We start from the raw sequence: 25,823 nt of genomic DNA, 5'->3' as shown, positions 1-25,823 counted from the left end.
GCGATAGGTGAATGTATCGCAGCTACATTTGTTTTATAGTGAAAGATTTTAATTTTTTGTAGCTTTAAAGAAGGATTAGAGATAAACCTCCGGATTATGATAAAGCGCATTAATTTAGAAAACATCCTGTTTTTGGATATTGAAACCGTACCTCAGCATCAATATTATGATGAGCTTGATGATACTACAAAATTACTGTGGGATCTTAAAAGCAAATATCAACGAAAAGATGAAATTTCAGCCGAAGAATTTTATGATCGAGCAGGCATTTGGGCTGAATTTGGTAAAATAGTCTGTATTTCAGTTGGATATTTTGTGCTTAAAGGTGACACTAGAAATTTTCGAGTTACCAGTTTTCATGGAGATGAATTAAAGATTTTAAAAGACTTTAAAAACCTTCTAAACACACATTTTAACAAACCTAATCATCTACTTTGTGCTCATAATGGAAAAGAATTCGACTTCCCGTATATTGCTAGACGAATGATAATTAACGGAATTGAAATTCCATATAAACTTGACCTTTTTGGGAAAAAGCCCTGGGAAGTTCCTCACCTAGATACGCTAGAACTATGGAAGTTTGGGGATTATAAAACTTTTACTTCACTAAAATTAATGACGCACGTATTGGGAATACCTTCACCCAAAGACGACATCGACGGCAGCCAAGTGGGTAGTGTATATTATGAAGAAAAAGACATTGACAGAATAATCGTTTACTGTGAAAAAGATACTATTGCAGTTGCTCAAATTTTTTTAAAACTCAGAAATGAAGAGATTTTAACTAAGGATGAAATACTCTCCGTATAGCTTTAAAAATTGATCTGTAATCTACTACGAGTGATTCTATGTAATTTTTTGTAGTTTTAGCGGTCATAAATTAAACAAGAAGAGAAGTATGTTATTTTCAAAAATTAAATCAAAATCATTTCTAACCTTATTCGCTGCTTCAGCATTATTATTTGTTTCTTGTAATGATAAAGAAACTAAGACTGAGAGTACAACACAAACTCCACAAGAAGTTACACTTGAACAAAAGAAGCAAGCCCTACAGAATGTAGCTCCCAAGCAAACTCAGGGATCAACAAATACAGGCGGGAATTTAGCTGTTAATCCACCTCACGGACAACCAGGGCATGATTGTACAATTCCTGTTGGCGCACCTTTAAACGGCACTGGATCTAGTACAATAAAAGCTAAGCCAATGAACACAAACTCTACAAGCCCTATTCAGGCATCTGGTGAAGGGAAAATAAACCCTCCTCACGGACAACCAGGCCATAGATGTGATATACAAGTGGGAGCACCACTATAAGTATTAAAATACATAATAAATAGAGGCCCGATTCAAGTTTGAACCGGGCCTCTTTGTTAATGAAAAAAATACTTACTCCTTGACAAATCGTTTCATCATTTTTGAGTTTTCGGTGTTTATTTCTAACATATAAACTCCGTTTTGTAAGGAAGAAACATCTAAGTTTTCAGTAAATGCTCCCTTACCTACTACTTGCCCCATAACATTATAGATTACATAATCTTTACCTACTGCGTCTAATAATGCAATGTTTAGATAGTGTTTAACTGGGTTTGGATATAGCGCTATATTAGAGGAAACAGAGTCACCACCATTAAACCCTTGCGGTGCTACACCATTTGCTCCAATTACCACAGTATAATCTTCCACCTCACCATAACTAAATGTTTCACAAGCAGTTTGTGAGCTATTGTATTTCATAGAAACACGCATTCTTGTTGGTCCTGCAAGCGCTGTAGACGGCACATTAAAAGTTCCGCTTAAGGTTCCGCTACTTCTAGATGAACCGCTTACCGCAAGTTCATTAGAATCGAAAGTTCCATTCTGGTTGTAATCAATCCAAATTTTCCAATATTCAGTATAACCTCTACTAGAGAACCCTGCACTTATTTGAATTGTATTTGAGCCATAGGGCACATTTGCAGACATATTCGTGTTGTCTTTGTAACCACCATCATTTCCTGACGGATTGTTTAAATTATTCAGTTTCACAAGGTCAATCCACTCATAATTAGAGTTGTTTCCTTTAGAATTACAATATTCTACAGTACCATTAGCAAGCGTTGTTACATTTACAGTATTGCTATAACCAGAGTTATTTCCAGCAGCATCGAATGAACGTACTTTAAATGAATAAGCCGTATCTGGTGATAATCCAGTAATATTTGCTGAAGTTCCAGTTACCGTACCCAAACTTGAGCTACCTTGAAAAACTTCATATCCTGTAACACCCACATTATCCGTAGATGCACTCCAAGAAAGTGAAAGTGTAGTTTGCGCTACATTTGAAGCTGCTAAACTTGTAGGTGCTGTTGGAGCTTGTGTATCTGGGCCAGCTGAACCTAAATTAATGGTATAATCCTCAACTTCACCGTAGCTAAATGTTTCACAAGATGTTGGTATCCCGTTGTATTTCATAGAAACACGCATTCTAGTTTCGCCTCCTACAGTTCCAGAAGGCACTGTAAATGTTCCGCTATTAGGTGTATTTTTTGATGCTGCCTTAGACCAAACAAGTTCTCCTGCATCGTTAAAATCCTTATCTCCATTATAGTCAATCCACACAGCATACCCTTCGTTATATGTAGTTCCCGTCCAAGTTGGTGTAACAGTAATAGTGTAGGTTGCCCCTTCTTGTAAGTTTGTAGAGATGCTTGTAAAATCTGAATACTTTTGAGCTCCAGAGGCATTGTCAATAGTGTTTAATTGAACTCTACTGATATACTCATCATTTACATTATTTCCTTGGGACGCACAGTAGTCGCTACCACCTCCGCCGCCACCGCCGTAAGCTGCACCAACTCCAACTGCATACCACGCATTTGTAGTTGCAATTTCTTCTGCACTTCCAGCGCCATAAAGATCTTTCGCCGCTTGAATTGCTCCGCTTCTTGCGTCGCTATATTGCGAGTTAGAATTTAGATAAACAGTAAGGTTTCTATATGCAATTGCTGCTGCCTTATCCATTCCAATTCCTGTAACATTATAGCTGTCTCCTTTATCATTAGTTCCGCTTTTACCTACGCTCAACACATAAAACCAAAAGTTCTGTACTCCAGAATTTATATGAACTCCTCCATTATCACTTGATGCTGTATGCCAATAGGTTCCTTGATAGGTATCAGGATCATTAAAAGCATTTGGATTACTCATAGAGCGCAAGGCTCCACCGCTTCCACCTGCTCCTATATCGTCTCCCATCAACCAATCGTTTGTTCCCGAAGCATATTTTTCAATAGATTCTCCAAAAATATCTGAAAACGATTCATTTAAAGCTCCAGATTGGTAGCTATAAACAAGGTTCGCTGAATATTCTGTAACACCGTGAGTTATTTCGTGACCGCAAATATCTAATGACACTAATGGACCATAGTTGGTTCCATCTCCATCTCCGTACGTCATTCGGCTACCATCCCAAAAAGCGTTTACATAATTACTAGAATAGCTTACATAAGATTTTATAACTGCACCTGCATTGTTATAAGAGTTTCTTCCATGCTTTTGATTGAAATAATTCCAAGTGCTTTCGGCACCCCAATGAGCTTGCACACCAGTAGCATTTCCAGTAAAGTTTGTAGAATTACTCGTTACATCTGAAGCATTGTTATAATTGGTGCCATTATTTAAATCAAAAGTTTGAATACCTCCACCACTAGCTGTTTGACGCAAACGATAAGGTCCAGATGCGTTATCCGCAGTAAAAGATACATTGCCGTTGTAAAGACTAGTTCCCGTTGCAGGTACGTTTGCATGGTGAATTCGCTTATTTTCCATTATAAACTGACCTGTATTTGCATCTATATAAACATCTGCTCTGTATAGAGGAGCCGTTGCGTAAATGTCGAATTTATAAGCTAAGCGATTTGCATTGTTAATATTCTCAAGAGCTGGTAAAATCACCAATTCTCCTGTAGGTTTCGAATAATTAGATAAAGCCGCTTCTGTTGGATTTTGCCACAAATAGGAACTAGCACCCACATGACTCATTGCTCTAGTTAAAGCTTGATTACTGCTAATTGATGGGCTGGTGTTTAAGTCATCTTCTATAGGGAAATAAGCAGAACTTAATGTTTGAATCTTACCATTTTTACTACTTAATGTAACTGTTGCAAATTCAACTTTTATACCCTTGTGGTATTGTTGCATTTTTTTATGAGTAAAACCTAAATGATCTTGCTCTTGTCTTAATGTAGTAAAGGAAGTTTGTGGGGAGGGATTTAAAACATCCTTAAAAACTGTAGTCGAATTTTGTAGGGAATACGAGTGAGAAGCATCGAATACTACTAATCCTTGTTGTTGATTATTGCTTTTCTTTATATCATCTTTTTCTTGCGCGGAAACATGTCCAGGTAAGAAAAGTAATGATAAGGACATTGAAAAAACAATTTTGTAAATGTTTTTCATGATTACTTTGATTTAGTGAATAATTCAGTTAATGTTTGATTTATCTATACAAAATAAAACTAAAATTCACTCAAATAAAAGATATAAAACAAATTTTTTAACAATTAAAATGTGATTTTATCAGCAAAAATACATCAGCTCAATAAAATCAGTATTTTCCAAAGGAAGTAGAAAAAAACTTTAACATTATTAGCAATGTTTGAATCAGTTAGTTTTAAATATCACAATATAAAAGACATATTGATAATTTAAATTAAAAAATATTTACACTTCTATAAATTAAACTCAATGCTCTAAATATTCTTTATACTTATTAATCGGACTGGTTTCACGGTTTATAAATGCGTGGTAGCTACTACTTATAAATAGTATTATCCCTACTAATAACGATACATAAACAACAATTTTGTTTTCATCCCAATTTGCAACAGCTACAGCTACTAAGGCCCAAGTTCCAACCAAAGCAAACTCACGCATATTTCTTTTCCAGGTAACTATTAAATTTATTATTCCCGCAATAACGATCATTATAACTGTCCAAGTAACTTCACTTATTCCCCATCCACCCCAGTTTAAAGATTTTAAATAAGCAGCTACATTTACGATACTGGCAATTGTAACCCATCCGCTATAAAATACAAATGGCCACCAAACAAATGCGATTACAGAAATTGGAGCATCCCAAAGTTCCATGCGGTTATTCACTACAATTTTCAAAATTGAAAAGAGAAGTATAAAAATTGCAATTACTGAATAACTTATATATCCGTAAATCCATAAGGTAATCCACAAACAATTGGCGAGACACGATACTACAAACCACCAACCTGTATCTAATATAAATTGATCATCTCTCACTTTAGTAAAAAGACTTCTACCCTGGTAAACCACAAAGCCCAACAACATTAAATAAATAATCCCCCAAATTGAAAACGCATAGCTTGCAGGCGTTAACAGGGAATTAATATTATTTGATATCTCTCCTACTGTAGTTCCATTCATTTTTCCAGTATTGGCAAAATAGTTAATAAAAATGGTTGCTAAAAAAGCAATGATATTGGCTATTTGTAAAGTTTTTTTCATAATTATTTGATTTACCGTGAAACACAAATTACTTCTCCTTCTACAATTACAAACACCTCATCCTTACGAGTAGGTGTTAATATATATTTCCCTGTGAAGTTCCCGAATGCCGGCAAAATTAGCTGGTTTTCAGTTTTATAAAAACATGGGAGTTTTACAAATTGTCTCCCCATCCCTTTCATTCTTATCCCAGGATGTACGTGACCACAAAAATTAAAACCTTTATTAATTTCGGAGGGATGATGGGTTAAATGGAACCCGTCCAGTACTAATTCATCCATAACTTCTACTCCCAAATCCTTGTATAAATATTGGGGAATAACATCGTGATTCCCTGATACTAAAATCACTTTTGCATTGCAATATTCTACCCATTTTTCAAATTCTCTCCACTCCTTATTCAATGTACTATGAAACAAATCGCCTAGAAAACAAACTGTATTTGGCTCAAAATGATTTACAACCTCTGTGAGTGTCTCAAAGTTTTTATAAGCAGCACTTGCCGGAATAGCCGCACCATATTTTCTAAAGTGAAGCACCTTCCCCAAATGTACATCTGCGATAAGCAACATTTTATTAGCTACCCAATAAATAGAACCACTTGGATGTAGTTGAAAAATATTATTATTTATTTTGACAGTTTGAATCATTTCTCTAGTTGCAAAGTCATTCTTTTAATTCTATCAGCCAGTTTTTCTGAAGATAGCTTTTCTCGGAGTCTATCGGTAATTATCGGAAAGCTGAATGGAGTCGCTTTTTCGCATTGTTTCCAAACAATTTCTTGAGAGTTGATACGCTCTAATGCTTTGCGCAATCGACCTTCTTCCAGTTGATGCTCAAAGGTTTCACGATAAGCCTGAAGATATAACAAATTGTCCGGTTCATAATCTCTAAACACATCAAATAACAACTGACTATTGCTTTGTAGATGTTTAGTTTTAATCGCTTTATTTGGATAACCTTGAAAGACCATTCCACTTATAACCGCAATATCACGAAACTTTCGGCGAGCCAACTCCGTGGAATTTAAACTTTTATAGAGATCGTCGTAGAGATATTCATCTGTAAAAAGATTATTATCTATTATATTCTGAATATCTAAAAACTGGTCGCTCAACAGTTCAAACCCATAATCATTGTACGCCAATGAAAAGGTAATGGGAGACAACAAGCTTATTCGATACGCCAATAAACTACTCATTGCTTCATGAACAAATCGCCCTTCAAAGGGATAAAAGAGCGAATGGTAACCTTCACGTGTTTTAAACGTTTCTATCAAAAATTCATTTTCACCTGGGACTATACTTTCACGTTCTTGTCTTTCAAAAATATGATTTAAGGCCTTTAATTCAGGTATGCTTGGTTTACGATTTGCTTCAGGCAAACGAGCGCTCTGCATTTCTTCTCGAAGAATTTTACTCATCTGTGAGGAAAGTGGTAGACGGCCACCCATAAAACTCACAATATTATTAGTGCGTTTATTACTTCTACGTACTTGCGCCTGCATTTGCCTAATACGAACTAATTCTAAAGTCCTTCCTGCAAAAACGAAGGTGTCCCCAGGTTTCATTTTACTTAAAAACCACTCCTCTATTGTTCCGATAAACCCTCCCGAAACGTATTTTACCAGCATCATGGAATCACTTACAATAGTACCAATGCTTAGTCGATGCATCATTGCTATTCTACGACTCTCTACTTTAAAGAGCCCTTCGGGAGTGACTTCCACTTTTTTGTATTCGTCGTAGGCTTGTAAACTTTGAGTTCCTACTGTTATAAAATTAAGACACCAATTCCATTGCTCCTCTGTAATTCCTTGAAAACAAAACGTTTTTGTTATTTCTGAGTAAATATCTTTTGGAAAAAATCCATCACTTACGGCCAGGGTAACTAAATACTGAATCAAAACGTCAAAACTTAGTAAATATGGAGTCCTGTCTTCCACAATTTCATCTTTAACCGCTTTTTTCAGCGCCGATGCTTCTAAAAGTTCAAGTGCGTGAGTAGGTAGAAAATATATTACCGAAGGTTCTCCTGGTCGGTGGTTACTTCTACCCGCACGTTGAAGAAATTTAGCAACCCCTTTAGGGCCACCAATTTGAATAACGGTTTCCACTGGTGCAAAATCTACTCCCAAGTCTAAGCTAGAAGTAGCAACTACCGCTAGTAGCGATTCATTGCGTATCGCTTGTTCTACCCAAAGACGGGTATCTTTTCCTATACTACCGTGATGCATGGCAATTTCCCCAGCAAATTCTGGATGATTTTCTAATAATTTCTGAAACCAAATTTCACATTGTCTACGGGTGTTTGTAAAAATTATCGTGGTTTTACTGCTTTTAATGATAGGAATAATTTCTTCTAATAGGTGTAAACCCAAATGTCCACTCCAAGGAAAAGTTTCCATTTTTTTAGGAATTATAGAACGGACCTGAATCTTAGATTTTTCTTTTGCTTTAATCAATACTGAGTTCTTTCTGAAATCAGAATCCATTCCTAACAATACATCTTGTGCCTCTTCTAAATTTCCAATAGTTGCCGAAATCCCCCAAATTCTTAAGTTTGGTGATACTGTTTTCAACCTCGAAAGTGCGAGCTCCATTTGCACTCCACGCTTACTACCTAGTAGTTCGTGCCATTCGTCCACCACCACAGCAGTGAGCGTTTTAAACATTTTTTCGTACCCTTTTGAAGCCAATAGGAGCATTAAACTCTCAGGAGTAGTAATTAATAAATCTGGCATCTGGCGTTTTTGCCTTGCACGTTCGCTTTGAGAAGTGTCGCCAGTTCTAATTCCAACGGTCATACCGGTTCCTAGGTCATCAGCAAATTGTTGTGCTGATTGTTGAATTTCTACTGAAAGCGCGCGTAATGGTGTAATCCAAATAGCTTTAATTCCTTTGGTGTGTTTTGTTTTATAATCTGGGTTTTCTTTTAAATACTGAAGCACTATAGGAACCCATAAGGCATAGGTTTTTCCGCTTCCGGTGGGAGCGTTTAACAACCCGTGTTTCCCATCCAAAAATGCCTTCCAGGTTTGTTTTTGAAATGGGAAGGGGGTCCAGGATTTGGATTGGAACCATGAGGTTGTTAATGATATGAGTTGCTTGTTATTCAAATTATTTAGTTTGTTAGTAATTAGGATTCAACCACCCGTTGCGCAAAGCTGACACTCCTATTTGAAAATGAGGGAGATCTTACTTTGTTTAAAGTATAGCTTTGATGGATTATTTTGGAATTAAAGCTTTTAAATCATCTAGCGTATTAGCTTCTTCTATGGGTTTATCTTTTCGCCATCTTAAAATCCTTGGAAAACGTGTTGCAACTCCGCTTTTATGGCGGCTACTTTCTGCTATTCCTTCAAACGCAATTTCAAAAACGTGATGAGGAGTTACACTTCTTACTGGGCCAAAACGCTCCAAGGTATTTCGTTTAATCCACGCGTCCACTTGTCTAAATTCTGCATCTGTTAACCCTGAGTAGGCTTTAGCAAAAGTCACTAACTCACCTTCATGCCAAAGTCCGAATGTGTAATCGGTATACAAATTAGCTCTGCGCCCATGTCCACGCATGGCATAGGTTAAAACCGCATCAATAGTAAAAGGATCTATTTTCCACTTCCACCAATCTCCTTTTTTTCTCCCGACTAAATACGGGGAATCTTTTCTTTTCAACATTAGACCTTCGCTGCGCTTCTCTAATGATAACTCTCGTTCTGCCGCAGCTTCTTCCCAAGTATTAAAACTCATAGTTTCACTTAAATATACTCCAATTTCTAAGCTATTTATTCCTTGAATAAGCCTATCTAGAATTTTTCTTCGTTCTATAAAAGGCAGCTGCCGTATATCTTCTCCATTCCATTCCAATAAATCATAAGCATTCAAAATAACTGGGGTTTTCTCTAAAAGCGCTTTGGATAAATTTTTCCGTCCAATTCTTGTTTGTAGCGCATTAAAATTTCCAATTTCGCCATTTCCAAAAGGTAGAATTTCACCATCAATTACAGTTCCATTGGGAATTACAGAGAGAAATTTTTGAAATTCAGGATATTTATCGGTTACTAATTCCTCTCCTCTGGACCAAACAAAAACCTCGTTATTTCTTATGATTACCTGACTTCTAATGCCATCCCATTTATGTTCAAAACTCCAATCGGTAATTGAGCCTAAATCTTCTTGAAAATTATCTTCAACCGCGTAAGCCAAATAGAAAGGGTAAGGTTTGCTAAGGTAATCCTCTTCGTTGTGTTCTAAAATTAACTTTTTGAAAGTAGTTTTCTGTGGCGTCCAATCTCCCATTAGCTTATAAGCGAGAATATCTTCGTCAATTTCTGTAGCTTTTGAAAGTGCCCTTGTCATCAACTTTTGGCTCACACCTATCCTAAAACTTCCCGTAATGATTTTATTAAAAACGAAACGTTCAAAATAATTTAATGCAAGCCAATTTTCGTGTAAGTAATTCTTCTTTTCCTCCTCAGGAAGCGTTCGAAGCTCTATAATTTCAAGTATAAATTGCGATAGGGACTTTGTTGTTTCTTCTGAATATTCTTTACTTGGTAAAATGAGAGCGATTGTTTCGGCAAGATCGCCAACTATATGATAACTTTCTTCAAAAAGCCATAGAGGTATTCCACTAATTTCGGTAGCCCATATTCGCAATAATGAAGTATTTACAGGTCGCTTTGGCCGTCGATGCGATAATATTGCGATAGTCCACAATTTATCTTCATCATTCGCCATTTGAAAGTAAGCCGTAAGCGCCGCCACCTTTTCGGTAGTTTTATTGGTGCTGTCTAGTTTTTTTATGAGTTTGGCGAAATCTTTCATTTTTCGTCTTCATTAATTTTAGTTTGTTGGGGATCACTAAGTCCAGGCGAAATGTCATTCTCTTCTTTATTTGAGGTTTCGCTACCTTCCTCTTCGTATTGCGTTTTTTCGGTACGTGCATCTAACCCCATTTCTTCACGTAGATAACGAGAGAAAATTTCGGTATAACCATGGGTGGCAATTACTTTTTCGGCACCTGTTTCTTTAACTGTAGTAAGCAGTCCATCCCAATCTGCATGGTCACTTAACACAAATCCTCTATCTATTGCCCTTCGTCTTCTCGCGCCCCTAAAAGTCATCCACCCACTAGCACTAGCAGTAACAAAAGGCACCATTTTTCTAATCCAAGTGCCCCCGTGTGCGCTTGGCGGAGCTAAAACTATATTTCCTAACAGTTCATCCTTTTTGGTATCTCGGGTAACTCGAGTTGTTTGGTGAAATTCATAATTTTCTCGTAAAACTTGAGTCATATTTTCTATGGCTCCGTGAGTGTAGATTTTTCCTATATTAGGGTCTAGATGCTTAAGTAATCGCTGCGCTTTTCCCAATGAATACCCAAAGAGAACAGAAGTTTTTCTTTCAGCCCTATTTGCCGCCCACCAATTATTGATATCCGAAAAAACTTCCTCTTGAGGGGTCCATTTAAAGGCGGGAATTCCAAATGTACACTCGGTAATAAATGTATTGCACTTTACGAGTTCGAAAGGCTCTGCTATACCGTCATTTTCAGTTTTAAAATCTCCAGTAAACACCCATACTTCTCCTTTGTACTCTACTCTTACTTGTGACGATGCTACAATATGCCCCGCAGGATGAAGCGAAAATTTAACGCCATTTATTGTAAAAGATTCGTTCCATTCTTTGCCTGAAACTACAATTTCACCTAAACGGTGTTTAATAATTGGTACGTTATTTTTATGAGTGATATATTTTTTGTGTCCCCACCGACTATGATCGGCATGTCCATGGGTAATTATACACTTATCCACAGGTTTCCATGCATCTATATACACATCGGCTTGTTGACAGTATATGCCCTTTTCATTAAAAACTAACAACGGTTGGTCCACTTTCTTTTTTTTATCTGTTTAAAATTAAAGAAAGTCTTACCCTATGGGAAGTAAATTAAGAAAAGTTTATATCAAATCAAGTATATAATGAAAAAGTCAAAAAATAGATTGCTTTATTTTTAGCGTAAATTTCATCAACAAGTTTTATCTTTGTGAGATATTTAAAACTAAATTATGTCATTTACAGATTTATTCGAGAGCGGGGAGCATTCCCGAAATTTAGGTCATTTTGCTTCAATAGTTAATATGGCTGCGGTTGATGGTGAAATCAACATTGAGGAAGAGAAAATGCTTAAGCGATTGGCGCGTAAATTAGATATTGTAGAATCTGAATATGCCGAAATCATAAAGAATCCTTTAAAATATCCTATAAACCCTCCTAACTCGGCTGAAAGACGTTTAGAGCGCATGCACGATTTGTTTCAAATTATTTTTGCAGACAATGTAATTGACGATCACGAACGTTTCTTAATTGAAAAATATGCTATCGGTCTTGGGTACACTACAGAACTTGCAAGAGATTTGATTAAAAGATCCATTGCAATTTACTCTGGAGGATTAAGTCTTGAGGATTACAGATACCTATTAAATAGAGAAGACTAAATATCTATTTTAAGATATAATAAAGCCCGAAACTATTGTTTCGGGCTTTTTATTTTAATTAGAGTCTTTCATAAACTCTTCTGCTTTTTCAACCATATCGGTGTTTCCACAAATAAATGGAACGCGTTGATGTAAACTCTTTGGCTCTATTTCTAATATACGTCGAAAACCATCACTAGCTTTACCACCAGCTTGTTCGGCAATCATAGCAATTGGATTACACTCATATAATAACCTGAGTTTTCCTTTCGGGTCCTTTGAGGTGCTTGGATAAATATAGATACCTCCTTTAATCATATTTCTATGAATATCTGACACTAAAGATCCTATATAACGAGAGGTATACGGGCGATCTTCTTCTTCCTTTTGACAATATTTTATATAGTCTTTAATTCCCTGTGGAAAGTGTACGTAATTACCTTCATTTACAGAATATATATGTCCCTCTTTCGGAAACTTCATATTTGGGTGAGATAAGTAATATGTTCCGATGGCTGGGTTTAAAGTAAAACCATTTACACCGTGACCTGTTGTATATACAATCATAGTAGAAGTTCCGTAAACGATATATCCAGCGGCAACTTGATTGATTCCCGGTTGAAGAAAGTCTTCAATAGTTACAGGAGTTCCCGTAGGAGTTACTCTTCTAAAAATTGAGAAGATAGTTCCAACCGAAACGTTTACATCAATATTTGAAGAACCATCTAAGGGATCCATCAAAACAACGTATTTATTGTCGTTTTTTTCGTTTCTGCCTTTAATTGTAATAAAGTCGTCTTCTTCTTCGCTTGCAATCCCGCAAACTATTTCGCGATTTGTAAGTGTGTTTATAAAAACTTCGTTTGCATAAACATCTAATTTCTGCTGGTCTTCACCTTGTATATTATGATTTCCTGCAGTACCTAATATGTCTACTAATCCGGCCTTATTAACTTTGTGGTTTACCACTTTTGCCGCCAAACGGATTGAATTTATGAGTCGTGAAAGCTCACCTGAGGAATACTTGAATTCTTCTTGATTTTCAATTATAAATTCACCAAGAGATTGATTTATTTTTGCCATTGTGATGTAGGGGTTCCTGAATTTCACGCAAATATCGGGATTTTTAAGAAATTGAACCGATATTTGCAAGAAGAAACTTAGCTCGATATTGAAAACGAGTAAAATAACGTGAATGGAGGTTAGAAAAGCGAATAAAATGGATATGCCACAGGTTCTAGATCTTATAAAAGAACTTGCGGTTTTTGAAAATGAACCTGATGCTGTTGAAATTTCGGTTGAAGTTTTAGAGTCTAATGGTTTTGGCAAAAATCCACTGTTTACTTGTTTTGTTGCCGAAATTGAAAATGTAGTGGTTGGGGCAGCGTTAATTTATTACCGTTTTTCCACTTGGAAAGGACGCACGCTTCACCTAGAAGATTTAATTGTAAAGGAAGAACATCGCGGCAAAGGTATTGGGGAAGCTCTTTATACTGAAGTTATGAAATTTGCCTACAATCATGGATTAAAAAGGGTTGCATGGGATGTGCTGGATTGGAATACTGGAGCAATTCGATTTTACGAACGCAGTGGTGCAAATATTATGAAAGAATGGCGCGTAGTACATATGGATGAAAAAGGACTAAAAGCCTTTATTGAAAAATAATATTTTTAGTATTCATTTGTGTTAAAGAGATTGATATAAAAAATTTATGAGAATATTCAAGTTTGGAGGAGCATCTGTAAAAGACGCAGATAGTGTAAAAAATGTTGCTGAAATACTTAAAGCTACAGAAGACAAGAATATAGTAGTTGTGGTTTCAGCAATGGGAAAAACTACCAATTTACTTGAAAATGTAATAGCTGAATATCTAAAAAATAACACTGCTACATGTAACGAATTTGTTACTACATTTAAAGAATATCACCTAGAGATAGTTAATGAATTATTTGAGAATACTAACCACCTTATATATCAAAAAACAGCTAAGTTATTTGATAAGATGGTTTCTTTTTTAAAAGTAAACAAGTCTAAAAATCACGCTTTCGTTTATGATCAAGTAGTAGGATACGGAGAATTAGTTTCAAGCACTATAGTTTCTGAATATCTTACAGAATTTGGATTAAAAAACGAATTATTGGATGTTCGCAAATGCATAATTACTGACGACAACCATCGAGATGCCAGTGTAGATTGGAAAATAACGCAGCAGAAAATTTCAGAAAAAGTAAATACCTCGGGACTTAGTGTAACTCAAGGTTTTTTAGGTTCAGAAAACACAAACAACTTCACCACTACTCTAGGTCGAGAAGGGAGTGATTACACTGCTGCAATTTTTGCCTATTGCTTAAATGCAGAAAGTGTTACTATTTGGAAGGATGTTCCAGGAGTTTTAAATGCAGACCCGCGATATTTTACAAAAACATTACTCTTAAATCGCATTAGTTATCGTGAAGCTATAGAGCTCGCATTTTATGGGGCATCGGTAATACACCCCAAAACCTTACAGCCACTACAGCGCAAGGAAATTCCACTTTTTGTAAAGTCCTTTCTCAATCCTACAGCTTCGGGAACTTGTGTTGGTAAGGGAGACCGAATAGATCCAGAAACATCTTGCTTTATACTAAAGAAGGATTTAGTGCTAATTTCCTTATCATCGTTAGATTTTTCATTTATGATGGAAGACAACATTGGCGATGTGTTTAAATGGCTTTATACCTATAAAATGAAAGTAGAGCTAATTCAAAATTCTGCTATAAGTTTTTCGGTTTGTGTGAACGATAAATTCGGAAATTTAGAAAGGCTATTGGCAAAATTGCGAGAAAAATTCCGTGTAAAATGGAATGAGAACGTCACACTATACACAATTAGGCATTTTAACCCAACTGAGGTTAAGGCACTTGCTGAAAATAAAAATGTACTTTTAAAACAAGAAAGCAAAGAAACGGTGCAATTAGTTATTAAGGAGTAGTATCAATCGGTTTCGCTATATTTGTTGGATATAAACAGCTAAAATATTTCATGGGATTAGTCAACGCAAAGGAAGTTGCTAAAGCAATAAACGTAGATAAATTCGGCTTTCTAGGCACATTTATGGGCTGGTCTTTAATGAAGATTTTAAACATCACTACGCTGAATAAAATTTACGATAGAAACAAGCATCTTCAAGATCTTGAATTTGTAAATGCACTGCTCGAAGAATTTGAAATAAAATTCGAAATTCCCGAAGAAGATCTTCGTAGAATTCCCAAAACAGGGGCTTTTATAACCATTTCAAACCATCCATTAGGTGGAATCGACGGGATTCTTCTGTTAAAATTACTGTTAGAACACCGCCCTGATTTTAAAATTATTGCCAACTTTCTTTTGCATAGAATCGAGCCTCTAAAGCCCTATGTAATGCCTGTAAATCCTTTTGAAGATAGAAAGGATGTAAAATCTAGTGTTGCAGGCTTTAAGGCAGCTATTACACATCTACGAGAAGGTAATCCGCTAGGAATTTTTCCTGCCGGAGAAGTTTCCACCTATAGAGAAGAGAAACTTTTGGTTGATAAGCCTTGGGAAGAAGCCGCGATGAAATTGGTTAAAAAAGCCGAGGTGCCGGTTGTCCCAATCTATTTTCACGCAAAAAACAGCAAGTTGTTCTACCGTATGGCTAAGATTAGTGACACCTTACGTACAGCCAAACTCCCATCAGAACTTCTTACCCAAAGGGAGCGATTAATAAAAGTTCGAATTGGAAATCCAATTTCAGTTAACGACCAAAAAGAACACAAATCATTATCAGATTTTACCGAGTTTCTTAGGAAGAAAACCTATATGCTTTCTAATCCTTTTGAAAAGAAAAAGTTGTTGGACAGCATCCCAAAAACATTAAAATTCCCAAAACCACCTAAAAAAATTGCTGGACCAATTCCGCTGCAAGCAATAGAAGCCGAAATTGAAAAACTTCGTAAGGCAGATAAACGTCTTTTAGTAAGTAAAAATTATGAGGTGTTCTTAGCGCAGGCAGATTCTATTCCTTATATCTTACAGGAAATTGGGCGGTTGCGCGAAATTACCTTTCGCGAAGTAGGTGAAGGAACAAATAATAGCACTGACCTCGATAAGTTTGACAGCTATTATCACCATATGTTTTTATGGGATAATGACGCTCGTAAAATGGCTGGAGCCTATAGAATGGGACTAGGTTCAGAAATATTTGCACGCTTTGGAATTGACGGATTCTACCTACAAGATCTCTTCCGTTTTGAGCCGGAATTATATGAAATGATGAGCAAATCCATTGAAATGGGCCGTGCTTTTGTTATTAAGGAATACCAATTGCGGCCAATGCCATTGTTTTTACTTTGGAAGGGAATTGTTCATACCACCCTGCGCTATCCAGAACACAGTTACTTGATTGGAGGGGTAAGTATTAGCAATAAGTTTTCAGAGTTTTCAAAAGGCTTGATGATAGAGTTTATGAAATCGAACTATTACGATCCGTATGTTGCGCAATACATCAAACCGAAGAAGGAATATAAAGTAAAATTGAAGGATGCCGATAAAGACTTCATTTTTGATGAAAGTGCGGCAGACCTCAATAAATTTGATAAAATAATTGACGAGGTAGAACCTGGGAGTTTGCGTTTGCCAGTTCTTATTAAAAAATATATTAAGCAAAACGCCAAGGTTGTTGCCTTTAACGTAGATCCTTTGTTTAACAATGCTGTAGATGGTCTAATGTACATTCGTATTGCAGATTTGCCCGAAAGTACTGTAAAACCTGTAATGGAGGAATTTCAAGAGGAGTTGGAAAGAAAATATTCAGGAAAAAATGATCATAACCTAGATCCTGAAACTTCTAAAGAAGAAAAAGCAACCGACTAATTTATTTACAAGAAAGCCTTGTCAACAGGTTCCCAATGCTCAATTTTATTTCCTTCAGGATCTAAAATCCAACCAAATTTACCGTACTCGAATTCTTGCATTTCACCTACAATAGTAACCCCTTCTGCTTTTAATACTTTTAAAAGTTCTTCTAAATTTTCCACGCGATAATTGAACATAAAGTCTTTTTCGCTTGGAGAAAAATATTCGGTATCGGCTTTAAATGGGCTCCATTGGGTAGAGCATTTGTTGCCCTTTTCATCTTTCCACCAAAAGGTACACCCGTAATTATCTGTGTTTAATCCCAAGTGGTTTTTGTACCATTCCTTCGTTTTATCTGGGTCTTTTGACTTAAAAAATACTCCTCCAATTCCTGTTACTCTATTCTTCATCTCAAATTTTTAAAAGTTCTAATAATTTTTTCAGCAATTACCGTAGCGAGTTTCTCCTTGCTTTCCACCGTCCAACCCGCAATATGCGGACTTAAAATTACATTGTCCATTTCAAAAAGCTCTTTCAATGAATCGGGTAGATTATCTGAATCAAAAAGTGTTTCAAAAGAGAGTTTTTCGAATTCTAAAACATCCAGTCCTGCTCCTAAAACTTTTCCCGATTTTAATGCTGAAACTAAATCTGCAGTAACTACACTTTTTCCGCGTGCGGTGTTTATGAGCCAAAAGGGTTTTGAGAAGGCATTTATAAACTCAGCATCAATCATTTTATTAGTTAAAGGGGTCCATGGCGTGTGAAGGCTCAATACGTTTGCTTTTTGTTGAAGTTCTTTTAAAGAAACTTGTTTTGCCTTATCATCCCCTACATTTTCTTTTATATCATAACAAAGTACTTCGCAATCAAAACCGCTTAGTTTTTTGGAAAACGCTTTCCCCATATTGCCATAACCAATGATACCAACAGTTTTTCCGTCTAGTTCTATTCCGCGATTGGCTTCTCGATTCCAAAGACCGTTTTTAACCTCCTTATCGGCCTTGTTTAAGTTATTGAATAGCGAAAGAAGCATCCCGAGTGAATGTTCGCCTACAGCGTTTCTATTGCCTTCTGGGGCGGCAATTAGCTTTACGCCGAGCTTTTCTGCGTAATCGATGTCGATACTCTCAAGTCCAGCGCCAACTCGAGCTATAAATTTCAGGTTTTTGGCAGCATCGAGAAACTGCTTGTCAATGTTGAAACGGCTGCGGATTACAATACCATCATATTCTGAAATAATTTCCTCTGTATCAGCTTTAGAAATTGTATAGTTTTCTTCGTTCGTAAATCCGGCATCCTTCAACATTTTTAAGAGTAAAAGGTGATTGTTATCTAAGTGAAGGATTTTCATATTAGGAAGATATTATAATTTGAAGAAGATTTCTTTTCAGGTTGTTTCAATATTGAATACAAATGGGGCGTGTCTAGATAAGACGTAAAACTCACTTCTTAGCAGGAAATTGCTTTCTATTCATGTTGATTTGGATTTGCTTGTGGATACGGAATCATATCTCTTTCCGAAATATTTCCGATTTTATAATAATTCTTTTTTCCACCATACCAATATTCAACTACCGCCTCGTTATCTTTCAACTGAAATGGAAATTCTTCTGAAATAGTGTTTTTAGCTTCTTTCATTGGGTCGGCATCCATAATTACGTTGCGTTTAGTGTTATTGTTGAGATACCCTACAAACTTATTAGGCGCGTTTATGTTTCCTTTGGCTTCTAGGATAGCATTTCTGAAGTAGATACTTTGAATCAATACATCGGTATCTTTTTCACTAAAAGTAAGGTGGATATTTACTCCCGAACCGCCTTCTTCTACTCCAGCTACCCAATTTTGGTAGAAGGCTTCAATTACTCTAAAAGGAGGGTCCTGAACAAGTTTTTTGCTGTTCGTATTCTTCATTCCTCCGCAGCTAGAAAGGCTAAAGAGCATGATTGGAAGAGTCAGTATTATAGTTATTTGCTTTATCATATTGGAAAATTACGAATTTTATTGAACAAAAAACCTACCAACATAATATTACATAGATGGGTTTAGGAAAAAATTAATATTTATGGAATAAAAAAGCCTTCCGATTACGAAAGGCTTTAAAATAATTTATAATAACAAAGTTAGCTGAGTTTCCCGAATTAATACGGGATAAACCGAGGCTCGGTAACTGAACGGAGCCAAACTTATCCTGCCAATGCCTCTGCACCCCCAACAATCTCGAGGATCTCATTGGTAATAGCGGCTTGACGTGCTTTGTTGTATTTAAGTTTTAAATCGTCGCGAAGCTCGGTTGCGTTGTCGGTTGCTTTGTGCATCGCAGTCATACGCGCACCGTGCTCACTAGCAACACTATCACGAAGTGCTTTAAACAACTGAGTTTTTAAGCTTTTCGGAATTAAAGACTCAACAATTTCTTCTTTTGAAGGTTCAAAAATGTAAGCTGTTTCAGTTGTGCTTACTGCTTCACCTTCAATTGCTTTTGGAGGTAAAATAGGTAAGAATTGCTCAGTCATTACTAACTGTGTAGCCGCATTTTTGAAATGATTATAAACCACTACAATTTTATCGTACTTGCCTTCAGAGAATAAATCCATTAGGTTTTGAGCAATTTCTGAAGAGTTTTCGAAGGTTAAGTCATCAAAAATATTGTTGTTGTTTTCGATTACCGTTCCGAATTTTTTCAGAATGTCATTCCCTTTTTTTCCAATAGTCATAAAATCTACTTGCTTTCCAGCATAAGTTTCAGCTACCAAGTTTTTAGCTTGTTTTATGATATTTGAGTTAAAAGCTCCCGCCAAACCACGATTACTGGTAATGGCAACCACCAAAACTTTATTTACCTCGCGTTGGTCTGAATATTTGCTTCCGCTGTCTTCTCCAAGCGTTGCACTTAAATTTTGTAAAAGTTCAGTAAGTTTTTCAGAATAAGGACGCATTGCTGTAATTGCATCCTGAGCCTTCTTCAATTTTGCAGCCGATACCATTTTCATGGCACTGGTAATCTGCATCGTTGAACTAACGGATGATATTCTGTTACGTATTTCTTTTAAATTCGCCATTTCTCTAGTTATGAGTTATGAGTTATGAGTGCAGAGTCTAAGAGTTTTTAATTATCGAAACCAAAATTCGAATTAACTCTTCACACTTGTTCTTCATATCTATAGGTACTTCTCTACCAGTTGCCTCTAAAATCTCTAACCAAAACATTGTTTCGTCAGCCTCTTTGAGAGCTATACCAAATTTATTTTTAAAATCTTTTGTACTTACACCTCGTTGAGCTTCTCTAGTATTTGCGCCAATACTTGTTCCACTCCTAAGTAATTAGGATGCCAATTCAAAATCCTTATTAGCTTTTTAAAACGTCACAGTATTCTACTATATCGCAAGCGAATTCAAAGGTTTTAATTCTAATTGGACTATCATCTAACCCCATTTTTCAAGTTCAGAGTTTAGAATTATGAGTTTAGAGTACTTTCATAACTCTTAACTCATAACTCATAACTTCTATTTTTTATATTTCGCAGACACGTCGTTAGCAACAGACACCATTACGTCGATTGCTTCGTCTGTAAGCTTACCAGCTTTTAATGTATCAAGAGTATCTCTGTGCTTCAGGTTAAGCATTTCTAGATAATCTCTTTCAAATTCTTTTACCTTTTCTACTGGTACGTTACGCATCAAGTTTTTAGAACCTGCATAGATAATTGCAATTTGATCTTCTACAGTGTAAGGATCGTTTTCAGATTGCTTTAATATCTCTACGTTACGTTTACCTTTTTCAATTACATTTAAAGTTGCAGCATCTAAGTCTGAACCGAATTTTGCGAAAGCTTCCAATTCACGGAAAGCTGCTTGATCCAGTTTTAAGGTACCTGCTACTTTTTTCATCGATTTAATCTGAGCGTTACCTCCTACACGAGATACTGAAATACCTACGTTAATAGCTGGACGAACCCCAGAGTTAAACAAATCACCATCAAGGAAAATCTGTCCATCTGTAATCGAAATAACGTTTGTTGGGATATAAGCAGAAACATCACCTGCTTGTGTTTCAATAATTGGAAGTGCCGTTAAAGAACCACCACCTTTTACGATTCCTTTTAATGAATCTGGAAGATCGTTCATTTCTTTTGCAATATCGTCATCAGCAATAACTTTTGCTGCACGCTCAAGTAATCTTGAGTGCAAGAAGAAAACGTCTCCAGGGTAAGCCTCACGTCCCGGTGGACGACGAAGAAGAAGCGACACCTCACGGTATGCTACTGCTTGTTTAGATAAATCATCAAATACAATCAATGCTGGACGACCAGTATCGCGGAAGTACTCACCAATTGCCGCACCTGCGAAAGGAGCATACACCTGCATTGGAGCAGGATCTGATGCGTTTGCCGCAACAATAGTTGTATAAGCCATTGCACCTTTTTCTTCTAGTACGTTTGCAATGTTTGCAACAGTAGAAGCTTTTTGTCCAACAGCAACATATATACAGTATACAGGCTCACCTGCATCGTAAAATTCTTTTTGATTCAAAATAGTATCAATACATACTGTAGATTTACCAGTTTGACGGTCACCAATTACAAGCTCACGTTGACCACGACCTACAGGAATCATTGCGTCAATAGACTTAATACCTGTTTGAAGTGGCTCAGTTACCGGCTGGCGGTAGATAACTCCTGGTGCTTTACGCTCCAAAGGCATTTCATAAGTTTCACCAGTGATAGGACCTTTACCATCAATAGGCTGACCCAATGTATTTACTACACGACCAACGATACCTTCACCTACATTAAGCGATGCGATACGTTGAGTACGTTTTACTGTTGAACCCTCTTTTACTTCTTTTGAAGGACCTAAAAGTACGATACCTACGTTGTCCTCTTCAAGGTTCAATACAATACCTTCAAGACCACTTTCAAAAGCCACCAATTCACCATACTCGGCGTTTGAAAGTCCGTATGCGCGAACAATACCGTCACCTACGGTTAAAACAGTTCCTACTTCATCCAGGGAAGCAGTTGCTTCGTAACCTGTAAGTTGTTGCTTTAAAATTGCTGATACTTCAGCTGGTTTTACTTCTGCCATTTTTATCTAGGTTTTAGGTGGTAGTTTTCAGGAATTTGGCCTTAAAAACCTGCACCAGTAAATTTTAATTATATTGATTTTGAAAATTCTCTTTTTAAATTTCCTAATTGGTTTGAGATACTCGCGTTGTACTGAATATCCCCTACCTTAAGGATAAACCCACCTATTATTGTAGGATCAACCTCATTCTTAAGTGTTACTTTATCACTACCTGTTAACTCCTTTACCTTAGCCATTACATTAGCTTCAAGTTCAGAGGTAAGTGGCACGGCGGTTATAACAGTTGCGGCTTTTACACCTTGATGGTCGTTATAAATATCGATGTAGCTTTTTGCCACTGCTCTTAATAATGGTGCACGTTTATTATCCACCAATACATTAATTAGAATGTGTGTAGCTTCTGATTGACCACTGAATATTTTTAGCAAAGCTTCCTTTTTATCGTTGGCTTTTATAACAGGACTTTGAAGTACTGTTTGCAATTCGCGACTGCCTTCAATGGTTTTATACACAGATTGCATATCGCCAAAAACAACAGCCTCGGTGTTGTTCTGGTTTGCCTTCTGCAAAATTGCTTTCGCGTATCGTATAGCTGCTCTGCTCATTGAATATTAGTTTAATTTTGCGTCACTTAACATTTCATTTACAAGCTTCATTTGCTTGCCATTGTCTGAAAGTTCGCTTTTTACTACTTTTTCAGCAATTTCTAAAGATAGTGTTGCTACGGTTGCTTTCATTTCAGCAATTGCAGCTTTTTTCTCACTCTCAATAGCTCCTTGAGCTTGAGTAATCATTTTATCTGCTTCTTCTTTAGCCTCCTCTTTAGCATCTGAGATCATTTTTGTTTTAATCTCACGAGCTTCTTTTAGCATAGCTTCACGCTCTGTACGCGCCTCCTGCAACAATCTTTCATTGTCCGCCTGAAGGTTTGCCATTTCAAGTTTTGCTTTTTCAGCAGCATCTAATGCCCCTTGAATCCCTTCTTCTCTTTCATTCAATGAATTTAAAATGGGTTTCCAAGCAAATTTTACCATTAGTAAAATAAGCACTATTAATAAGACTGTCTGCATCACAAACAGTCCTGGAGAAAAATCGTTTAATAATGTTTCCATAATATTATTACCCCGGGGTAAAGATTTTTGTTATTAATTTTTTCTTTTAAAATTCACTTCCTGCAACCAACCGTTACAGGAAAGTGAACTTTGGTTTTTTGGGATTACTTTCCTAAGAAAAGTGCACCGAATGCTAAACCTTCTAAAAGTGCAGCAATAATAATCATCGCTGTTTGAATTTTGTTGGCAGCTTCTGGCTGACGTGCAATAGCTTCCATTGCGCTTCCACCAATCTTACCTAAACCAAAACCAGCACCAAATACGATAATACCAGCACCTACTAAATTTGGAATCATTGTTTCCATAAAAAAATGTATATAAATTAATTAAACAAAAAAATACGCTACTATACTACTATATAAAATTCTCTCTAATATCTTCTGCATCTGGAACTTCATTTCCATGTGCATCGTGCTCATGTTCGTGATCGTGTTCCGCAACAGCCATACCGATAAACAACGCCGAAAGCATCGTAAAAATATAGGCCTGTAAGAACGCTACTAAGAGCTCGATAACAGAGATGAATAACGACAAAACAAAAGATAGTGCTGTTGAACCAACTGGAGTTAAATCTGCTTTTAAGTTTATCATAATCGCGATTAAACTCATAAGGATAATATGTCCCGCCGAAATGTTAGCAAACAAACGCACTAAAAGTGAGAATGGTTTAATAATTAATGTTCCAACCAATTCGATTACCGCTAAAATTGGACGAATTAAAATTGGCACACCTGGCATCCAAAAAATATGACCCCAGAAATCTTTATTACCACTAAATACGTAAATGATTAACGTTAGCACAGCTAGCGCTGCAGTTACTGCAATCTGCCCTGTAACGTTAAACCCTAGAGGTGTTAACCCTAATAAATTCAAAATCCAAATAAAAAAGAAAACAGTTAAAAGGTATCCAGTGAATTTTCTGTATTTCGTTTCGCCGATGTTTGGTCTAGCAATTTCGTCTCTTACATAAATTACCAGCGGTTCTAGTACACGACCAAATCCTTTAGGAATACTTCTCTTTTTATATTGTCTAGCCAATGATGAAAACCACCATAACATTAACAACCCTACCACCAAAATACCAAATACACTTTTTGTAATCGATAAGTCTAAAGGTTTTGAAGCATTAACAGGATGATGCGCTTCGTCAAACACAAGCTCAGTTGCACCTTCCTCCAACTCGTAAATTTTACTGTGGTAGTTTACAAAACGGCTTCCATTTTTCTCTACAATCACCTCGCCTTCAGTGTCGTGGTGAAATTCTGAAGACATAAATGTAGTGAAGCCATCGTTTCCATAAACGATAACCGGAAGTGGAAATCCAACATGCACGCGTTCACCTGCATCATTAGTAAAAGATACTAAATGAAAACCATGTGAGTCTTTTAAGTGATGAAGAATATATTCTTCGATTTCACTTGGAGTACTTACTCTTCCGTCGTCTTGTTGCGCTTGTTCATTGCTCTGATTAGCAAAAACATTGATAGTCAACAAACAAGTAAGTAGTAATCCGAAAAATTTAATTGAATAAATTGATATTTTCATTGCTTCTCTTGAAAAAATAATGCCTGTCTAATTCGGCGGCAAAAGTAGGGAATTTCTATTTAAAATACCCACAACAAATGCAAATTTATATTTTAGTTGTTTCTATTCAGAATTTTAACAATTATTAGAACCTCTAAAAATAGAAACAGAAATACTGGAATTAACAGCGAAAGACTGTCTGTTTTTGACAATACTAACGATGAAAAAAGAATATCTTTAAAGAATAAACTAAATAATCCAACTTTAACGGCCATTGCTGCTAAATAAAAAAAGCCTAACTGGTCTTTTAATTGCTGCATTTTCTGCGAAATAAATTCAAAGTTAATACAAAGAATAAGCGTTGCTATGCCTTGAAAAAGGTATATATGCCATAAGTTAAACGGATGTTCTATATTTAATTGTTCAAGAATGAAGTTATGAATAGCATAACCAGCAATTAAAACCAACCCACATAATAAGGTGTAATGAAGTATTTTTTTCTGAAGCATTTATTTGTTTAATTTATTTACACCTCTAATGACACTAAAAATCGACAAAAATATTGCTGCGATAGTGAGGGTTGGTTCCAAAAAATTTAATTCGAAAGTGCTGGCTAGCCACCTACCTAATAGGTTTCCAAGGAATATTGTAAGTCCCATTTGAATTCCAATACCCGAAAGAGCAATCCATCGATTATTATTTTTATTATCGGCAGACATTTTTATACATTATATTTAGTCTGATTTTGTGAGTGTAGAGGTTTCCTTAACCTTTTGTTTCTTATTAAAAAGTCGAGGTTGCGAATCTCCAGGTAACTTTGGAGCGTTTAGTCCAGCTTTAGGCTTACCGTCTTGCATAATACAAGACGCATTTAATACTGCTCCGGGTTCAACAGATAGCTTTCCTACAACAATTTCACCCTCTACTAAAGCCGTAGATCGCAGCGTTAGCGTTCCGGTAACTTGAAGACTTCCTTCAAATTTTCCTTCTAAATCGGCATTTTCACAACTTAACGTTCCTTTAATTTCTCCAGTTTTCCCTAAAACAACTTTTGAGGGGGTATTCACATTCCCTTCTATGGAACCATCAATTCTAAAAAAACCTGAAGAAGATATATCTCCTTTAAGAGTTGTACCTTCACTTATTCTGTTTTGAGCCGTGCTTGGTTCAACATTATTTTTCTTGGCTTTTTTTTCTGGAAACATGGATTTAGATTTTAATATTATTATGCTATAGAATTTCAGG

Annotated in this window: 26 protein-coding genes; 6 read left to right on the top strand and 20 right to left on the bottom strand. The window is 36.3% G+C overall.

What is annotated here, in order from left to right; genetic code table 11:
- Positions 1 to 96 precede the first annotated feature (96 nt).
- Positions 97 to 810, top strand: a complete 714-nt coding sequence (locus K8344_RS02715) for a 3'-5' exonuclease (RefSeq protein ID WP_237606753.1) — start codon at positions 97 to 99, stop codon at positions 808 to 810.
- A gap of 88 nt (positions 811 to 898) precedes the next feature.
- On the top strand, positions 899 to 1,315 hold the full coding sequence (locus tag K8344_RS02710; RefSeq protein ID WP_237606752.1) for a hypothetical protein: 417 nt from the start codon (positions 899 to 901) through the stop codon (positions 1,313 to 1,315).
- Between the two features lie 72 nt (positions 1,316 to 1,387).
- Here the strand turns inward: K8344_RS02710 and K8344_RS02705 are convergent, their stop codons facing one another.
- From K8344_RS02705 to K8344_RS02680, 6 genes are all read right to left on the bottom strand, one after another.
- Positions 1,388 to 4,438, bottom strand: a complete 3,051-nt coding sequence (locus K8344_RS02705) for a M4 family metallopeptidase (RefSeq protein ID WP_237606751.1) — start codon at positions 4,436 to 4,438, stop codon at positions 1,388 to 1,390.
- A gap of 285 nt (positions 4,439 to 4,723) precedes the next feature.
- Positions 4,724 to 5,521 (bottom strand): tryptophan-rich sensory protein, encoded by a 798-nt coding sequence (locus K8344_RS02700; protein ID WP_237606750.1) that lies wholly within the window; start codon positions 5,519 to 5,521, stop codon positions 4,724 to 4,726.
- 11 nt (positions 5,522 to 5,532) lie between these two features.
- Positions 5,533 to 6,171, bottom strand: coding sequence for a ligase-associated DNA damage response endonuclease PdeM (gene pdeM, locus K8344_RS02695; RefSeq protein WP_237606749.1), 639 nt, complete (start codon positions 6,169 to 6,171; stop codon positions 5,533 to 5,535).
- Entirely contained in the window at positions 6,168 to 8,639 is a 2,472-nt protein-coding gene (locus tag K8344_RS02690) for a ligase-associated DNA damage response DEXH box helicase (protein ID WP_237606748.1), read from the bottom strand. Before K8344_RS02690 ends, pdeM begins: the two co-directional genes overlap by 4 nt.
- 109 nt (positions 8,640 to 8,748) lie before the next feature.
- A complete protein-coding gene (locus K8344_RS02685) occupies positions 8,749 to 10,347 on the bottom strand; it encodes an ATP-dependent DNA ligase (protein ID WP_237606747.1) in 1,599 nt (532 codons plus the stop codon).
- Entirely contained in the window at positions 10,344 to 11,417 is a 1,074-nt protein-coding gene (locus K8344_RS02680) for a ligase-associated DNA damage response exonuclease (protein ID WP_237606746.1), read from the bottom strand. The genes K8344_RS02685 and K8344_RS02680 overlap by 4 nt, the downstream gene beginning before the upstream one ends.
- Positions 11,418 to 11,591: 174 nt before the next feature.
- On the opposite strand from K8344_RS02680, the gene K8344_RS02675 reads away from it, so the two are divergent.
- Positions 11,592 to 12,020 carry a tellurite resistance TerB family protein gene (locus K8344_RS02675; protein WP_237606745.1) on the top strand — a complete coding sequence of 143 codons (429 nt, stop codon included), beginning with the start codon at positions 11,592 to 11,594 and terminating at the stop codon, positions 12,018 to 12,020.
- A gap of 54 nt (positions 12,021 to 12,074) precedes the next feature.
- On the opposite strand, the gene fbp is transcribed toward K8344_RS02675, so the two are convergent.
- Positions 12,075 to 13,082 (bottom strand): class 1 fructose-bisphosphatase, encoded by a 1,008-nt coding sequence (fbp, locus tag K8344_RS02670; RefSeq protein WP_237606744.1) that lies wholly within the window; start codon positions 13,080 to 13,082, stop codon positions 12,075 to 12,077.
- Positions 13,083 to 13,194: 112 nt separating this feature from the next.
- Between fbp and K8344_RS02665 the strand changes: the two genes are divergently transcribed.
- Genes K8344_RS02665 through K8344_RS02655 form a run of 3 tightly spaced genes read left to right on the top strand, consistent with a single transcriptional unit; the run spans position 13,195 to position 16,872 of the window.
- Entirely contained in the window at positions 13,195 to 13,665 is a 471-nt protein-coding gene (locus tag K8344_RS02665; RefSeq protein WP_237606743.1) for a GNAT family N-acetyltransferase, read from the top strand.
- Positions 13,666 to 13,711: 46 nt separating this feature from the next.
- Positions 13,712 to 14,971, top strand: coding sequence for an aspartate kinase (locus K8344_RS02660; protein ID WP_237606742.1), 1,260 nt, complete (start codon positions 13,712 to 13,714; stop codon positions 14,969 to 14,971).
- 50 nt (positions 14,972 to 15,021) lie between these two features.
- Positions 15,022 to 16,872 carry a GNAT family N-acyltransferase gene (locus K8344_RS02655; protein ID WP_237606741.1) on the top strand — a complete coding sequence of 617 codons (1,851 nt, stop codon included), beginning with the start codon at positions 15,022 to 15,024 and terminating at the stop codon, positions 16,870 to 16,872.
- Between the two features lie 5 nt (positions 16,873 to 16,877).
- Here the strand turns inward: K8344_RS02655 and K8344_RS02650 are convergent, their stop codons facing one another.
- The 13 genes from K8344_RS02650 to K8344_RS02590 all read right to left on the bottom strand — a co-directional run bounded on the left by K8344_RS02650 (position 16,878) and on the right by K8344_RS02590 (position 25,783).
- Positions 16,878 to 17,264 (bottom strand): VOC family protein, encoded by a 387-nt coding sequence (locus K8344_RS02650; protein WP_237606740.1) that lies wholly within the window; start codon positions 17,262 to 17,264, stop codon positions 16,878 to 16,880.
- Positions 17,261 to 18,208: a 2-hydroxyacid dehydrogenase gene (locus tag K8344_RS02645; RefSeq protein WP_237606739.1), complete on the bottom strand. Its 948-nt coding sequence runs from the start codon at positions 18,206 to 18,208 to the stop codon at positions 17,261 to 17,263. The genes K8344_RS02650 and K8344_RS02645 overlap by 4 nt, the downstream gene beginning before the upstream one ends.
- Before the next feature lie 116 nt (positions 18,209 to 18,324).
- Complete coding sequence (locus tag K8344_RS02640; protein ID WP_237606738.1) at positions 18,325 to 18,768, bottom strand: hypothetical protein; 444 nt, start codon at positions 18,766 to 18,768, stop codon at positions 18,325 to 18,327.
- A gap of 272 nt (positions 18,769 to 19,040) precedes the next feature.
- A complete protein-coding gene (gene atpG / locus K8344_RS02635; protein ID WP_237606737.1) occupies positions 19,041 to 19,916 on the bottom strand; it encodes an ATP synthase F1 subunit gamma in 876 nt (291 codons plus the stop codon).
- A 37-nt stretch (positions 19,917 to 19,953) separates the two neighbouring features.
- On the bottom strand, positions 19,954 to 20,157 hold the full coding sequence (locus tag K8344_RS14225; RefSeq protein ID WP_338144585.1) for a four helix bundle protein: 204 nt from the start codon (positions 20,155 to 20,157) through the stop codon (positions 19,954 to 19,956).
- A 204-nt stretch (positions 20,158 to 20,361) separates the two neighbouring features.
- A complete protein-coding gene (gene atpA / locus K8344_RS02625; RefSeq protein ID WP_237606736.1) occupies positions 20,362 to 21,942 on the bottom strand; it encodes a F0F1 ATP synthase subunit alpha in 1,581 nt (526 codons plus the stop codon).
- A gap of 68 nt (positions 21,943 to 22,010) precedes the next feature.
- A complete protein-coding gene (gene atpH, locus K8344_RS02620) occupies positions 22,011 to 22,547 on the bottom strand; it encodes an ATP synthase F1 subunit delta (protein WP_237606735.1) in 537 nt (178 codons plus the stop codon).
- Between the two features lie 6 nt (positions 22,548 to 22,553).
- On the bottom strand, positions 22,554 to 23,054 hold the full coding sequence (locus K8344_RS02615; RefSeq protein WP_237606734.1) for a F0F1 ATP synthase subunit B: 501 nt from the start codon (positions 23,052 to 23,054) through the stop codon (positions 22,554 to 22,556).
- Between the two features lie 104 nt (positions 23,055 to 23,158).
- Positions 23,159 to 23,350, bottom strand: coding sequence for an ATP synthase F0 subunit C (gene atpE, locus K8344_RS02610; protein WP_420908345.1), 192 nt, complete (start codon positions 23,348 to 23,350; stop codon positions 23,159 to 23,161).
- Between the two features lie 58 nt (positions 23,351 to 23,408).
- Entirely contained in the window at positions 23,409 to 24,599 is a 1,191-nt protein-coding gene (gene atpB, locus K8344_RS02605; RefSeq protein ID WP_237606732.1) for a F0F1 ATP synthase subunit A, read from the bottom strand.
- A gap of 92 nt (positions 24,600 to 24,691) precedes the next feature.
- A complete protein-coding gene (locus tag K8344_RS02600) occupies positions 24,692 to 25,087 on the bottom strand; it encodes a DUF6168 family protein (RefSeq protein WP_237606731.1) in 396 nt (131 codons plus the stop codon).
- On the bottom strand, positions 25,088 to 25,297 hold the full coding sequence (locus tag K8344_RS02595) for an AtpZ/AtpI family protein (RefSeq protein WP_262913368.1): 210 nt from the start codon (positions 25,295 to 25,297) through the stop codon (positions 25,088 to 25,090).
- A gap of 15 nt (positions 25,298 to 25,312) precedes the next feature.
- Entirely contained in the window at positions 25,313 to 25,783 is a 471-nt protein-coding gene (locus tag K8344_RS02590) for a bactofilin family protein (protein WP_237606730.1), read from the bottom strand.
- Positions 25,784 to 25,823: the final 40 nt, after the last annotated feature.

It is taken from the genome of Aequorivita xiaoshiensis, assembly GCF_022008395.1.
GTDB classification, from domain to species: domain Bacteria; phylum Bacteroidota; class Bacteroidia; order Flavobacteriales; family Flavobacteriaceae; genus Aequorivita; species Aequorivita xiaoshiensis.
This window is presented reverse-complemented; position numbering and strand designations above follow the sequence as displayed.